Annotated in this window: 16 protein-coding genes; 12 read left to right on the top strand and 4 right to left on the bottom strand. The window is 47.5% G+C overall.

Going from position 1 to position 13933, the window contains the following annotated elements:
• Positions 1–72 precede the first annotated feature (72 nt).
• Positions 73–276, top strand: coding sequence for a hypothetical protein (locus AWQ21_RS07795; RefSeq protein ID WP_065714052.1), 204 nt, complete (start codon positions 73–75; stop codon positions 274–276).
• Between the two features lie 147 nt (positions 277–423).
• Entirely contained in the window at positions 424–1008 is a 585-nt protein-coding gene (locus AWQ21_RS07790) for a Uma2 family endonuclease (protein WP_232314918.1), read from the top strand.
• On the opposite strand, the gene AWQ21_RS07785 is transcribed toward AWQ21_RS07790, so the two are convergent.
• Positions 1009–1602 carry a Uma2 family endonuclease gene (locus AWQ21_RS07785; RefSeq protein ID WP_065714050.1) on the bottom strand — a complete coding sequence of 198 codons (594 nt, stop codon included), beginning with the start codon at positions 1600–1602 and terminating at the stop codon, positions 1009–1011.
• Positions 1603–1732: 130 nt separating this feature from the next.
• On the opposite strand from AWQ21_RS07785, the gene AWQ21_RS07780 reads away from it, so the two are divergent.
• The 8 genes from AWQ21_RS07780 to AWQ21_RS07745 all read left to right on the top strand — a co-directional run bounded on the left by AWQ21_RS07780 (position 1733) and on the right by AWQ21_RS07745 (position 9976).
• Positions 1733–2857 carry a class I SAM-dependent RNA methyltransferase gene (locus AWQ21_RS07780; protein WP_065714049.1) on the top strand — a complete coding sequence of 375 codons (1125 nt, stop codon included), beginning with the start codon at positions 1733–1735 and terminating at the stop codon, positions 2855–2857.
• Between the two features lie 65 nt (positions 2858–2922).
• Complete coding sequence (locus AWQ21_RS07775; RefSeq protein ID WP_065714048.1) at positions 2923–4356, top strand: serine/threonine-protein kinase; 1434 nt, start codon at positions 2923–2925, stop codon at positions 4354–4356.
• A 121-nt stretch (positions 4357–4477) separates the two neighbouring features.
• Positions 4478–7084, top strand: a complete 2607-nt coding sequence (gene acnB / locus AWQ21_RS07770; protein WP_065714047.1) for a bifunctional aconitate hydratase 2/2-methylisocitrate dehydratase — start codon at positions 4478–4480, stop codon at positions 7082–7084.
• An 82-nt stretch (positions 7085–7166) separates the two neighbouring features.
• Complete coding sequence (locus AWQ21_RS07765; RefSeq protein ID WP_065714046.1) at positions 7167–8237, top strand: ATP/GTP-binding protein; 1071 nt, start codon at positions 7167–7169, stop codon at positions 8235–8237.
• Between the two features lie 8 nt (positions 8238–8245).
• Positions 8246–8941 (top strand): DUF3226 domain-containing protein, encoded by a 696-nt coding sequence (locus AWQ21_RS07760; protein WP_065714045.1) that lies wholly within the window; start codon positions 8246–8248, stop codon positions 8939–8941.
• 101 nt (positions 8942–9042) lie between these two features.
• Positions 9043–9282 (top strand): hypothetical protein, encoded by a 240-nt coding sequence (locus tag AWQ21_RS07755; RefSeq protein WP_065714044.1) that lies wholly within the window; start codon positions 9043–9045, stop codon positions 9280–9282.
• A 2-nt stretch (positions 9283–9284) separates the two neighbouring features.
• Entirely contained in the window at positions 9285–9698 is a 414-nt protein-coding gene (locus tag AWQ21_RS07750; RefSeq protein ID WP_065714043.1) for a type II toxin-antitoxin system VapC family toxin, read from the top strand.
• Between the two features lie 32 nt (positions 9699–9730).
• The gene (locus AWQ21_RS07745; protein ID WP_065714042.1) at positions 9731–9976 is read left to right on the top strand and encodes a hypothetical protein; all 246 of its coding nucleotides are present in this window, start codon (positions 9731–9733) and stop codon (positions 9974–9976) included.
• Between the two features lie 279 nt (positions 9977–10255).
• Here the strand turns inward: AWQ21_RS07745 and AWQ21_RS07740 are convergent, their stop codons facing one another.
• The 3 genes from AWQ21_RS07740 to upp all read right to left on the bottom strand — a co-directional run bounded on the left by AWQ21_RS07740 (position 10256) and on the right by upp (position 11729).
• Positions 10256–10522 (bottom strand): YggT family protein, encoded by a 267-nt coding sequence (locus AWQ21_RS07740; protein WP_012307299.1) that lies wholly within the window; start codon positions 10520–10522, stop codon positions 10256–10258.
• 92 nt (positions 10523–10614) lie between these two features.
• Entirely contained in the window at positions 10615–10917 is a 303-nt protein-coding gene (locus AWQ21_RS07735; RefSeq protein ID WP_062434476.1) for a hypothetical protein, read from the bottom strand.
• A 155-nt stretch (positions 10918–11072) separates the two neighbouring features.
• The gene (upp, locus tag AWQ21_RS07730) at positions 11073–11729 is read right to left on the bottom strand and encodes a uracil phosphoribosyltransferase (protein WP_065714041.1); all 657 of its coding nucleotides are present in this window, start codon (positions 11727–11729) and stop codon (positions 11073–11075) included.
• Between the two features lie 62 nt (positions 11730–11791).
• Between upp and AWQ21_RS07725 the strand changes: the two genes are divergently transcribed.
• Together AWQ21_RS07725 and purH are read left to right on the top strand one after the other, a co-directional pair.
• A complete protein-coding gene (locus AWQ21_RS07725) occupies positions 11792–12250 on the top strand; it encodes a molybdenum cofactor biosynthesis protein MoaE (RefSeq protein ID WP_065714040.1) in 459 nt (152 codons plus the stop codon).
• 91 nt (positions 12251–12341) lie between these two features.
• Complete coding sequence (gene purH / locus AWQ21_RS07720) at positions 12342–13892, top strand: bifunctional phosphoribosylaminoimidazolecarboxamide formyltransferase/IMP cyclohydrolase (RefSeq protein WP_065714039.1); 1551 nt, start codon at positions 12342–12344, stop codon at positions 13890–13892.
• Positions 13893–13933: the final 41 nt, after the last annotated feature.

Here is a 13933-nt window from a genome sequence, read left to right as displayed (position 1 = left end):
TCAGACATCCTCTTAGAAGCAGCAAAAAAGGCAAAGCTTGACTTCGTTTTTTGTATTGCTGTTAATGAGAAGATGGAGTCTCAATTACTAGCGGAAACAGGAAATCTGCTTCAAATATCACTACTCGATTCATCTGAAAAAGAAATTCTTGAGATTCTAAATTTTGCTAAAGAAAAAGAACCAAAATTGAAAAAGCTAGATTCTATAAAAGTAGCAAAAACTATTGTGCAGCTCGAACGCCTTCTTGGAAGGATCTTAAAACTTTATCTAAACTAAAATGCGGTGTTGGTATAAAAACTGCGCCCCTCCTCTCACAATATTTTATTTTCCCTAACTAACATGATGTAGGCGATCGCCTTTTTTTTGAAACAGGCAAGCTAAGCTGGATGCAGACAAAACTTTCTGGCGATGGGGTCTAGTGCGATGAATTTCACCCTCAGTCTTCCCGATACATGGCGGCTCAGTAGCGAACAATTTTTCGAGTTGTGTCAAAACAATCCGGACTGCCGCTTTGAACTCAGTACCCAAGGAGAATTGATTATCATGCCACCAACGGGCGGCGAAACCGGGCGACGCAATATGGATTTATCGTTTCAGGTGCGAGCTTGGGAACGCAATCATCAAACTCTTGGTGTTGCATTTGATTCTTCCACTTGCTTTAAGTTGCCCAATGGTGCTCACCGTTCTCCAGACGCGGCCTGGGTAAGCCGTCACCGTTGGGATGCCCTCACCGCTGCCGAAAAAGCGAAGTTTCCGCCCCTCTGTCCAAATTTTGTTGTGGAAATTCGTTCTCCGAGCGATCGCCTCCAAACGCTCCAAGAAAAAATGCAGGAATATCGAGACAATGGCGCAAAATTAGGTTGGCTGATTGATCCGACGACGCAGCGAGTAGAAATTTATCGCGAAAATCAAGCTCTCGAAACTTTAGAACAACCCAGTTACCTTACTGGAGAACAAGTTTTATCCGGCTTTGAGCTAGATTTAAACCCCATTTGGCATCTGGATTGATTATTTTTGGGGATATTGGGCCGTAAAGGTCTGAATTGCTTCTAATCGCGACGGCATCAACACACATTTCGCCAACAGTTCAAAGTCAAGATCTGGCAGCAATTTACTTTTGGGAAAAGCTTGGTAAGTGTTTTCTTCGAGGACATAAATTGAAAATTTTTCCGCTTGCCACATCCAAACTTCCTGAATGCCGAGGCGTTGATATTTTTCAAGTTTCTGGGGACTACCGCTGGTGACATTGACCTCAATGGCGAGATCGGGCTGCTCTTTTTGTTCACCGAGATAATAGGATTCGTCTGGTTCGAAGGAAACGGATTTTTCTCGCGAAGCCCGGGTCGCACTCCCAACGGGATAAAATTCGATCCCTTGATTGAACAAATGCAGTTCTACGAGAAAGCCGATGATCGTCTTAATAGATTCGTGGTATTCCCCCAGGGTCATCAGTTCAATTACTCCGTCTAGGTAAGTGATCCGCAGGCTGACAGTTTGCCCCAGCGCCGTTTGGATCGCCTGGAATTCTTCCCAGTTGTAGCGGCCAGGCAGGGTTAAGCTTTGGGTTTCGGTGAGGACGGGTCGGCTCGTGGCAACGGTCATGGAATCGTCCCTCGTGCTGGATGATGTACGTTCTATCCTACCGAATTTAGCAAAGGGAAAAGGCGATCGCCCCATCCCTTACACTGGGGGGTAATCTTTCCAGCAAACAATTTCAGGCGATAAATATAGAATGCAAACCTATTTTGCAACGGTAGCCCAGGGCATCGAAGACCTCGCGGCCCAGGAACTGACAAACCTCGGTGCCCAGGCGGTGAAAACAGAATATTGCGGGGTGTCTTTCCAAGGCGATCGCCGATTGTTATACAAAGTGAATCTCTGGTCACGGTTAGCATTTCGGGTGCTGGTGCAAATCAAAAAAGTGAAGGCATTTACGGCGAAGGAACTCTATCGCGGCGTGCAAAGCATTGACTGGTCTGAATACCTCGTCCCCAACCAAACCATTGCGGTGACCTGCACCGGTAAAAATAAAAACCTCAATCACAGCCATTTCACGGCCCTCCAGGTGAAAAATGCAATCATCGATCAACAGCGGGATCAATTTGGCGATCGCTCCAGCGTCAATGTCGAGGATCCGGATGTGCTGATCAATGCTCACATTCGGGACAATCGCTGTACCCTCAGCCTCGATAGTTCTGGCCACAGCTTGCACCGTCGGGGTTATCGACCTGCCATGGGGAAAGCCCCCCTCAAGGAAAATTTTGCCGCTGGCCTCCTCGATCTCGCAGAATGGACACCGGATCTGCCCCTCGTCGATCCCCTCTGCGGTTCTGGCACCTTTGTCATTGAAGCGGCCCTGAAGAGTTTGAATTTTGCGCCGGGTCTGTTCCAAGGGGATTTTGGGTTTCAGCATTGGCAGGATTTTGACGCAGACCTTTGGCAAACCCTCCTCAACGACGCCGAATACGCCACCAAGGATCAACTGCAACAGCCGATCATTGGCCAAGACCGGGATCAAAACGTGATTCAACAGGCCTGGACGAATGCGGAAAATTGTGGGGTTGCGGAGCACATTCAACTGGCTTGTCGGGAATTGGAACAGGTGGAAGCGCCCGCCGACCATGGTGTGATTATCTGTAACCCGCCCTATGGCCATCGCCTCGGTGCCGATGAAGATTTGGAACTCCTTTACAAACGTATTGGCGATATTTTTAAACAGCGGTTTAAAGGCTGGACAGGCTATATTCTCACGGGCAATGCAGAACTGGCGAAACGGGTCGGGCTGCGGGCATCACGGCGCTTTGTGGTCTATAACGGTGGCTTGGAATGTCGCCTGCTGAAATACGAACTCTACTAAAAGGTTCTCTGTTAGGATGGGGGGCAAATTGATGCTCTTTTTTTACCTCATTTTTAAACCTTGGCATGGAGATCCTCTGCACCCGTCCCGGATGTCACCATCCCCAAAATCATTTTAGTGATCTCGATGATCCAACCCACCTAAAAACGGCCCAGCAGAAATATTGCACCAGTTGCGGGATGCATTTAATTTTGGGTGGCCGCTACCTCCCGCAGAAACTTCTCGGCCAAGGGGGCTTTGGGACAGCTTTTTTGGCGCGAGATCGCTACACACCGACTATGCGCTTGTGCGTGGTGAAACAGTTCCAACCGATGGGAAATTTAGACGATCAGCAGTTGGCCATGGCCCAGGAATTGTTTGAACGGGAAGCCCATGTTTTAGAACGAATCGGCAACCGTCACCCCCAAATCCCGGATTTGTTTGCGTTTTTTCCGTTAATTGTGCCGCAACCCCAGGGCCAGGGAACGGCGCAATATTTCTATCTGGTGCAAGAGTACATTGAGGGGAAAGATCTGGAGCAGGAATTAGCGGAGCGGGGCAAGTTGCCGGAGAGAGAAGTCAAAGAAATTTTCGTGTCGATGTTAAAGGTTTTGGCCTTTGTCCATGACCAGGGGACAATCCACCGAGATATTAAACCGTCAAATATTATGCGCCATGTGGACGGTGAACTTTATCTTTTGGACTTTGGGGCAGTAAAAGAGGTCACGGCGGGAGCGGGAGTGGCCAGTGCATCCCAACGTTCGACGGGGATTTATTCACCGGGCTATGCACCACCGGAACAGATGCGAGGGGCGCAGGTTTATCCGGCCACGGATCTCTATGCATTGGCGGTGACCTGTATTGTGTTGCTCACGGGGGAAAAGCCGGAAACGCTATTTGATGGGTATCAAAATAAATGGCAGTGGCGCAAATTTATCCAAAACATTGAACCCCGATTTGGCGCACTCTTGGATTTGATGTTGGAACCCACCCCAGGCGATCGCCCAAAATCTGCCCAGGTGGCCCTCAAACTTTTAGAGTTGCCTGCCCAGCAACAAGCCCCTGCACAACCCGCCGCCTCAAGCACACGGGTTCAGCCGCCGGCTCCAGCGAAACCCCCTAAACAACAAAAACAGGCACCGCTTGCTCCACCCAAAAAAACACCGCCACCGACGAAAGCACCGACTGGTTCTGTGGTGCCACTTCTAATTGGGGCGGGGTTTACGGGCTTTCAGGGAGTATTCTTGATGCCCCTTGTGGGGACTTTCCTGGCGGGTAATGTGGGTATGGGCGTTTGGGGGGCGGCCATGGGGTTAATCATTTTGGCGATCGCCCTGAGAATCCTCGAACTGAAAGAAATGGTGATCCTCGGCGCGATTACCCTGGGTGCGGCTTTTTTCCTGGTGCAAACCGTGGAATTCACCACCCTCGCAATTATCGCCGTTTTAGTTGGGGCGGGCTTGGTGGCGGCGATCGCCCTGTTTACCCTGATTTATCGTTTGCTCCAAAAAATTCTTTAAACCCATCAATACTTCCTTACCCTTGTGGACAATCCAAGACCCAGATTGTTCACCCATAGCGCCATTACAGCGGGCATTACAATAGAGTATCTAAAACGTTAGATAACCGATAGATCTCCCTATGCTAGAAGCCTACCGCAAACACGCCGCTGAACGCGCCCAATTAGGAATTCCCCCCTTACCTCTCACCGCAGAACAAACTTCCGAACTCTGCGATCGCCTCAAAAATCCCCCCACAGCAGAACAAGAAGAACTGCTGAGTTTACTGCGCGATCGCGTGCCCCCCGGCGTTGATGAAGCTGCCTATGTCAAAGCCGGATTCCTCACAGGCATTGCTAAAAAAGAAATTACCTGTCCCCTGATCAGTCCCCAAGGCGCAGTAGATCTCCTGGGCACGATGGTCGGTGGCTACAACGTCCAATCTTTGGTGGAATTGCTCAAAGCCAACGACAGCAATATTGCCAGTGCCGCCGCCACTGCCCTGAGCAAAACCCTGTTGGTCTTCGACGCCTTTAACGATGTCCTCGAGCTCGCCGCTACCAACCCCTACGCCAAACAAGTCATTGATGCCTGGGCTGAGGCCGCTTGGTTTATTGGCAAGCCCAAAGTTCCCGAGGCGATCGCCGTTACTGTCTTTAAGGTGCCCGGTGAAACCAACACCGACGACCTTTCCCCCGCGCCCCACGCCACGACGCGCCCCGACATTCCCCTCCATGCCCTCGCAATGCTAGAGTCCAAAATGCCAGAGGGCTTAGAAACCATTGCTGAACTGAAGCAAAAAGGCCATCCCGTTGCCTATGTTGGTGATGTGGTCGGTACCGGTTCCTCCCGGAAATCAGCGATCAACTCCGTACTATGGCACCTCGGCCACGAAATTCCCTTTGTCCCCAACAAAAAAGCAGGGGGCTATATCCTCGGTGGGAAAATTGCCCCGATTTTCTTCAATACCGCTGAAGACTCCGGCGCACTACCCATTGAATGTGACGTCAGCAAACTCAAAACTGGCGACGTCATTACCATCCATCCTTATGAAGGCAAAATTACCAACGAAGCAGGCGAAACCGTTTCGACTTTTGAACTGAAGCCCGAAACGATTCTTGATGAAGTTCGCGCAGGCGGTCGGATCCCCCTTCTCATTGGCCGTGCCCTCACCGACAAAACCCGTGAAGCCCTCGGACTTGAGCCAACAACATTGTTTGTGCGTCCTTCGATGCCAGAAGATACTGGTAAAGGTTTTACCCTCGCCCAGAAAATGGTCGGGAAAGCCTGCGGTCTCCCCGGCGTGCGTCCAGGGACATCCTGCGAGCCGATCATGACCACTGTGGGTTCCCAAGATACCACTGGCCCCATGACCCGTGACGAGTTGAAAGAATTGGCCTGTCTCGGTTTCAACGCAGACTTGACCCTGCAAACTTTCTGTCATACCGCAGCCTATCCGAAGCCCGTAGACATTAAAACCCACAAACAGTTACCGGACTTTTTCTCGACCCGTGGCGGTGTTGCCCTCAAGCCGGGCGATGGCATTATTCACTCTTGGCTGAATCGGATGTTGATGCCCGATACCGTTGGGACCGGTGGCGACTCCCATACTCGTTTTCCGTTAGGGATTTCCTTCCCCGCAGGTTCCGGTTTGGTGGCTTTTGCGGCGGCATTAGGTGTGATGCCCCTCGATATGCCTGAGTCTGTCCTCGTGAAATTTACGGGCGAACTGCAACCCGGTGTCACCCTCCGCGATATCGTCAATGCGATTCCTTGGGTGGCGATGCAACAGGGCAAACTGACCGTCGGCAAAGAGAACAAAATCAATGTTTTCAATGGCCGGATCATGGAAATGGAAGGTCTGCCGGATCTCAAGGTGGAGCAAGCTTTTGAATTGACCGATGCCACTGCCGAGCGTTCCTGTTCTGGTTCGACGATTAAACTCAGTGAAGAAACCGTGGCGGAATATCTGCGGTCTAATGTCGTGCTGATGAAGAACATGATTGCGCGAGGATATTCCGATGCCCGGACTCTGCTGCGCCGCATTGCAAAGATGGAGGAATGGCTCGCGAATCCTTCTCTGATGTCTGCCGATCCTGATGCGGAATATGCCGATGTGATCGAGGTGAACCTCAACGAGATCAAGGAACCTATCGTGGCGGCTCCCAATGACCCTGACAACGTCAAACTGATGTCTGAATGTGCAGGGGACAAAGTGGATGAGGTCTTTATCGGTTCCTGTATGACGAATATTGGTCACTATCGCGCCGCAGCGAAAATCCTTGAAGGGGCTGGTGTTGTCAAAGGTCGTCTCTGGATTTGTCCGCCCACCCGTATGGATGAAAAGCAACTCCGGGATGAAGGGGTTTACGGTGTCTTTGCGGCGGCAGGGGCACGGACAGAAATGCCTGGTTGTTCTCTTTGTATGGGGAACCAAGCCCGTGTGGAAGATAATGCAACGGTCTTCTCCACTTCGACCCGGAACTTCAACAACCGCATGGGTAAGGGGGCGCAAGTGTACCTCGGTTCTGCGGAATTGGCGGCAGTTTGTGCGCTCCTCGGCAAGATTCCCACGGTGGAAGAATATCAGGCGATCGTCTCTGAGAAGATTGATCCGTTTAAGGGTGATCTGTACCGTTACCTCAATTTCAATGAGATTGATGGTTTTGAGGATGAGGGTCGCGTAATTGCCCTGGAAGATATGCCGAAGATTGAGGATCTCCTCGGTATGCCCGTTGGCGCAAAATAGGAAAATATATTCAAACTTCACCTATAATGAGATTTTGCATTCCTCCATGTAAAATCTCATTTTTAGTATGAGAATCAAAAGAATGAAAAATACTATAGAAATCAAAAATTTTCGTAGTTTCCAATCTTTAAAAGTAGATGGCTTCAAAAAAGTTAATTTAATTGGAGGCAAAAACAATATCGGAAAAACTTCTCTCCTAGAAGCATTGTTACTCTTTTTTTATCCTCACCCCAATAGCACTCTTGGCATAAAAAAGGCAAGAAAACAATCCTCTGATTCCTTAAAAAAGCAGCCCAAAGAAGCATGGAATAGTCTTTTTTACAATCAAGATATAACGAAGAAGATTTGCCTGCAAGGGGAATTTGACAGTCAATGTAAAAAGATCAAATTATTAGTTGCCCAATCTTTAAAGTCTGAAATATTTAATGAAGATGAAAACATAAAAGACTTATTGGGAATTATTTCTGAAGACAATTCTTCGATATCAATCTTACAAATACAACAACAGATCAATACAGAAGAAATTATCAAGAAAAATTTAGTAGCTCATTCTCGCGGCTTTTATTCTCCAGATTTTCCCGATGAGATTGACATACCTGTGATTCCATCATCTGTGCCTATATCAGGTCAGGAAATTGCAAAAAAGTATGACAGAGTAAAATATGAAGGAAAAAGTGATGACTTCTTGAAAATGATTCAAATTTTAGATCCTTCCATTGTAGAAGCTGAGACATATTCATTTGTTGAACCAACTCTATTTTTAAGAAAAGACAATCAGAAAAGAGGCTTCCCAATTTCTTTGTTTGGTGATGCAACATATAGATGTTCATCTATTGCACTAGAGATTTTAAGTGAGGATAACAAAGTCATTTTTGTAGATGAAATAGAGAATGGTATTCACCATACTAATCAAAAAGAATTTTGGGAGCTATTATTTCGACTTTCTAAGGAATTTGATGTGACAATATTTGCAACAACACACAGCCTAGAAATGATCAAAGCATTTGCTTTAGCAGGAAAAAAATATTCTGAACAAGGAGCATATATCGAATTAGCAGAAAATCCTCGCACTCAAAAAACAATCGCTATTACCAGAAGTATTGATGATTTACAATACGAACTGGAGCATCACAAGCCTGTTCGGGGAGAGTAGTTATTTATATGGCAAATATTTTGATTGTTGAAAGCAAAAATGATAAGGCTTTCTTCGAGGCTCTTATAGAAAAAATGCAAATTAATGAATTGATAGTTGATTCTCCTATTAACATTGATAATTATGAATGTCTGAGTGGATTGAATTCAGATAAATTGACGAAAGCCATCAAAAGTCTATCCGATAGCTTATTCAAAAGAAATATATCTAAGATAGGGATTATTATCGATCAGGATTATGATTCTCAAGAAGAAAAATTAAAGCTAGTCAATGATTGTCTAAGCACAGTTTTTGGAGACATAAGTATAATTCAAGAAGTCGGAAATCTGTATTCTTTATCTGTGCAGGATATTGATCTAGAAATAGGTACTTATTTTACCAATGTCAATAACTCGGGAGAATTAGAAACTCTATTAAAAGCTATTAAAAAATCCGACTCTACTTATGCAGATTGTTTAAGCTCATGGCAAAATTGTTTAAAAGAATGCATGGGAGAAGAGGGAAAACTATCTCTCAAAGAATTCGATAAGTTTTGGCTAAGTATTTATCTGCGGTATGATACACGCTCAAAAAAAGACTCTAAACAGGCTGGACGTAAATGCTCAGTTAGTGAATTAGAATACATTTTGAAGCATAAAGATATTTTTGACTTTGAACATACTTTGCTGGAGGATATCAAGAATTTCTTAAAATTGTTTACTTAGATTTGAATATTAAAAGTCTACTAATTTTGAGTTTTTCTAAATGTAATATTAACCACTCAAAGGAATACTTAAATAATAAATGTTTTATCTTTAGATAATTTATGAATGTTATTGTCAATATTCCAGACGATGTGATCCAGAAACTAGAGGCACAAAACCAGCCTTTACAAACTCTTCTTTTACAAGCACTGAATGAATATTTAGAAAAAAGATCTCCTACAACGACAAAGACATGGGAGCTATGTGGAACATTTGAGGTCACAAACCCAAATTCTTGGGAATTGGCAGATCAAACAGGTACTACAAACTACGCAGAAAATCTGGATCGAGACTTATACTAACAATGTCTACATCGAAAATTCTCGTAGATACCTCTGCATTAATTGCGTTCTTCGTCAAAACAGAAACTCATAACCAAACCGCCAGAAAATATGTAGTGAGTCATCCAGAAAAAGAATGGGTAATACTAAAAACGGTCTTTGATGAAACTGTGACATGGTTTCGTACAAGAGTTTCTAGTAAAGCTTCCGTACAACTGGGTGAAATTTTGCGTACAGAACATCAATATTGCCATCTATCTGACAGTGATGATGATGCCATTTGGGAAACCTTCAGAAAATACGATGATAAAAAATGGAGCTACACAGACTGCTCCTTGTTAATTATGTCTCAGCGGCTTCAAATACCAGAGATTTTTGCCTTTGATGAGCATATTCGACAGATGGCAGGCTTGGGCATCGTTTGTGTCCCTCGATAAAATTCCGACAGTGAATGATTAGGGAAAAACTAATGCAGATTGTTGAAAAAAAAATCAACACTCAAAATGAAACCTTAAATGCATTGCTCTTAGAACTTCAAGAGGAATGTCAACAAGTAATTTCTCTCATTCATCAATTACAGCTCACTGATTTGAGCGATCGCCAACGGGGAAAAATCCTATCGGAACTCCTCGTTTCATCGATTCACTTAAATACTCACTGTGATGAAGAATGGCAAAATCTTATTACTGATGAGTTGCAGAGTTTGTCAGATTAATCTGAAGCGAAGAACGCTCTTAAAGACCCACTGCTTTTTGTAGTACGAAAAATATCTCAATTTTCATCACGCTTCAGCCAATTTTTTCTCAATGACGATGGCGATCGCCAAAGTAGTTTTTTACGTTTCCTTAAGATTTGGCCGGGTTTCTTGTGGAAAACTTCCAAATTTTTGTGGAAAAAGAACTGTTTTTGTGGAAAAAACTTGAAAAATTTCCTAGAACTGATGCCCCCAACTGAAAAATCACAATGGGGGGCGATCGCCAAAAACTTAGGGCCTTTAGAACAAAGCGCCACCACCCAGGACACCACCAACAGCCTGGAGCAAGAAAATCGCCACAATGGGAGACAGATCCAACCCGCCTAGGGGCGGAATAAACGAACGGAACAGGTTAAGGTAGGGGTCGGTCACAGGGCTCAGAAAACCCATCACTTGCATTGCCCAATCTGCGGTCTGAAACCAACTGAGAAGAATGCGGACAATGAGAAGCAGAAGATAAATCTGGATAAAGTTTCCGAGGCTGACTCGTAATAATTCGGCTGCCATATTCCTGTTACCGTATAAAAAACTGAAGACCTGACAATGGGGCCTTTGTCGTTCATCTTAACCGATGTTGCAAAATTGCTTGGGTGCGGATATCAAGAATTGGGGTTCAAGGGTTCTTGGCCATTGTGGGGATGCAACACCGTCATTTGTTGGCGGACATCGTCAATGGCACCGTTTAATTGAGCAATTTTATTCTCTAAACTGCGACGGGCCATTTCCATTCCTTCTTCGGTATCAAAGCTGAGGGGTTCTTCTTCCTCTGACCACTGAGCCTGACGCGGGGCATTATTGTCCTTGACTTTCGAAGCGGCGATCGCCCCGGCAATGCCCCCCACAACACCACCAAAAATAGTGCCCAACAGGAACCCCGTTCCAAATCCATCGCGTTGACTCATAGGAAACCAAAATCCTTGATTCTTCTCAGTGCTACCTTAAGCTTAACGGTTGGGGATCGCTCTTGACTAGGGTACATTTGCAAAGATTTTTGCACGGGAATGACCGCTGCCGGAAGATTGATTTTTTTGTCCCCTGGCAAACCAACGTCAGAGATTTAGTGGGTGCCAAAGGTGCGATCGCCTGCATCCCCTAGACCAGGCACGATAAAGCCTTGATCATTAAGTTCTTGGTCAATCATCGCCGTATAAATTTGCAGGGAAGGATAGTCTAGGCTCAGTTTCTGGAGGGCTGGGGGAGCAGCAACTACGGAAACAATGCGCACATTCTCCATGGCAACCCCGCGTTTTGTCACTTCAGCCATGGCCGCCGTGATTGTTCCCCCCGTGGCTAACATTGGATCGAGGAGCAGCAGGCGAGTTTCTGGGTCAAATTGCTCTGGTAGATTATTTAAATAACAGCCTACTTCAAGGGTTTGTTCGTCCCGCCGATAACCGAGGTGGTAGGTGGCCGCAATGTTGGGGATTACCTCCTGGACTCCTTCCATCAGACTCAGTCCGGCCCGCAGAATGGGAATTGCAATAAGCGGCGTTTGGGGATGGATTAAGGTGGCTGGGGCCTGGGCAAGGGGAGTTTCAACGGCGGCATCGAGGGTGGGCAGCCAATAGCGACAGGCTTCATAAGTGAGCCATTTCCCCAGTTCTTTCATGGCGGTTTTAAACAAGGGTGTGGGGGTATTGGTTTCCCTGGCGATCGCCAACCAATGCTTGAGGAGGGGATGATCAGGCACAAAAACCCGGAGTTGCGAAGCCATAGACGTTTTGCATCAAGAAAGAACCGTCCTTTAGACTAGCATAAGCTTTTAGATGAAACCCGATGCGCGTCCCCACCTATCCCCACGATCAGTTTGCGATCGCCTTTGCTCCCCTCTCCTTTGATACGGTGTACCGTCTCGCCGAAGATCCTGGCAGTGGGGCCGTGGTGGTGATGAGCGGTACCGTCCGGAATCGCAGTGATGGCAAGGCCGTCCATTATCTTGAATACCAAGCCTACGAACCGATGGCGATCGCCATTTTTCAGCAGATCGCCCACGACATCCGCCAACAGTGGCCCGACACAAATCGAGTCGTGATTCACCACCGCATCGGCAAGCTAGAAATTGGTGAAATTAGCGTCCTCGTCGCCGCCAGTTGTCCCCACCGGGCCGAAGCCTTTGCTGCCTGTCGCTATGGCATCGACACGATTAAACACAATGCCCCGATCTGGAAAAAGGAATTTTTTGCCGGGGGGATGAGCGAATGGGTGCAGGGTTGTCGCACCGCTGAGAGCTGTTAATCCTTCCTGACAGATGCCCCTGTAATCGTTTGAAGAAGGTAAAGGTGATCGCGTATGATGGGACGCTGGTTCACATAAGGAAATCGCGGATATGGCACGTCGTTTAGCACTATTGAGCGTCTCAGACAAAGCTGGCATCGTCGAATTTGCCCGGCAACTCGTAGAAGAATTTGAATTTGACATCATTAGTAGTGGTGGCACCGCCAAAGCCCTCAAGGATGCGGGCGTTCCCGTCACCAAGGTCAGCGATTACACCGGTTCCCCAGAAATCCTCGGTGGCCGTGTGAAAACTCTCCACCCCAAAATCCACGGCGGCATCCTCGCGCGTCAGGACTTTCCCGAACACCTCCAGGATTTAACGGACAACGACATTCGACCCCTCAGCCTCGTCGCCGTCAACCTTTATCCCTTCGAGCAGACCATCGCCAAAGCAGGTGTGACCGTTCCCGAAGCCGTTGAGCAAATTGATATTGGTGGCCCCGCGATGCTCCGGGCAGCGGCGAAAAACTTTGGTAGCCTCACGGTGATTTCCAACCCCCGCTATTACGACGAATATTTAACGGAACTGCGCAATAACAGCGGCACCGCAACCCTTGAATTCCGGCAGCGCATGGCCGGGGAAACTTTTGCTCTCACCTATGCCTATGACCAGGCAATTTCCAGCTATTTTGCCAGCACCGTCAATGCAGATGCCGACTTACCCCAACGGCTAGGGATCAGTGGCGAAGCAGTGCAAACCCTCCGTTACGGCGAAAACCCCCACCAAAAAGCCACTTGGTACAAGACCGGCACCCAGGCCAGTGGTTGGGCTGCCGCCGAAAAACTCCAGGGGAAAGAACTCAGCTACAACAACCTCGTAGATCTCGAAGCGGCGCGACGGATCATTGCGGAATTTCCCGATGGGGATCCTGCTGTAGCCATTCTCAAGCACACCAATCCCTGTGGTGTCGCCCTGGGTTCAACGTTACAAGAAGCCTACGAAAAAGCCTTTGCCGCTGATTCTGTGTCTGCCTTTGGGGGCATTGTCGCCCTAAATAAACCCCTCGATGGCCCGACGGCTGAGGCAATGGGGAAAGTCTTTTTAGAATGTGTGGTTGCCCCTGACTGTACCCCAGAAGCGCGGGAAATCATTGCGAAGAAGAAGAATTTGCGGGTCTTGACCCTTCCTGATCTGCTCACTGGCCCCACCCAAACCCTAAAGGCGATCGCCGGTGGCTTTTTGGCCCAGGATGCTGATGTTCAAATTGAAGATCCTGCAAATTGGCAGTGCGTCACCGAGAAGCAACCCAGCGAGGCCGATCTAGCGGAATTGTTCTTCGCTTGGAAGCTCTGTAAGCACGTGAAATCCAATGCGATTCTTGTTTCCAAGGATCGGGCCACCGTCGGTGTGGGTGCTGGTCAGATGAACCGGGTCGGCGCCGCAAAAATTGCCTTTGAACAGGCGGGCGAAAAAGCTCAAGGGGCTTATCTGGCGAGCGATGCCTTCTTCCCCTTTGATGATTCTGTGCGTAGTGCGGCAGCGGCCGGGATCAAGGCGATCGTCCAGCCGGGTGGTTCCATCCGCGATGAAGATTCGATCAAGGCCGCCAATGAATTGGGCCTAATCATGATGTTCACCGGTTCCCGCCATTTCCTCCACTAGGATTTCTTTTTAAAATGAATTTAGAAGGTGTGTTGTAGAAA

The organism is Picosynechococcus sp. PCC 7003 (assembly GCF_001693255.1).
In the GTDB taxonomy this organism is placed as follows: domain Bacteria; phylum Cyanobacteriota; class Cyanobacteriia; order Cyanobacteriales; family MRBY01; genus MRBY01.
Note: the sequence above shows the minus strand (reverse complement) of the source record. Positions and strands in the feature narration are given on the sequence as shown.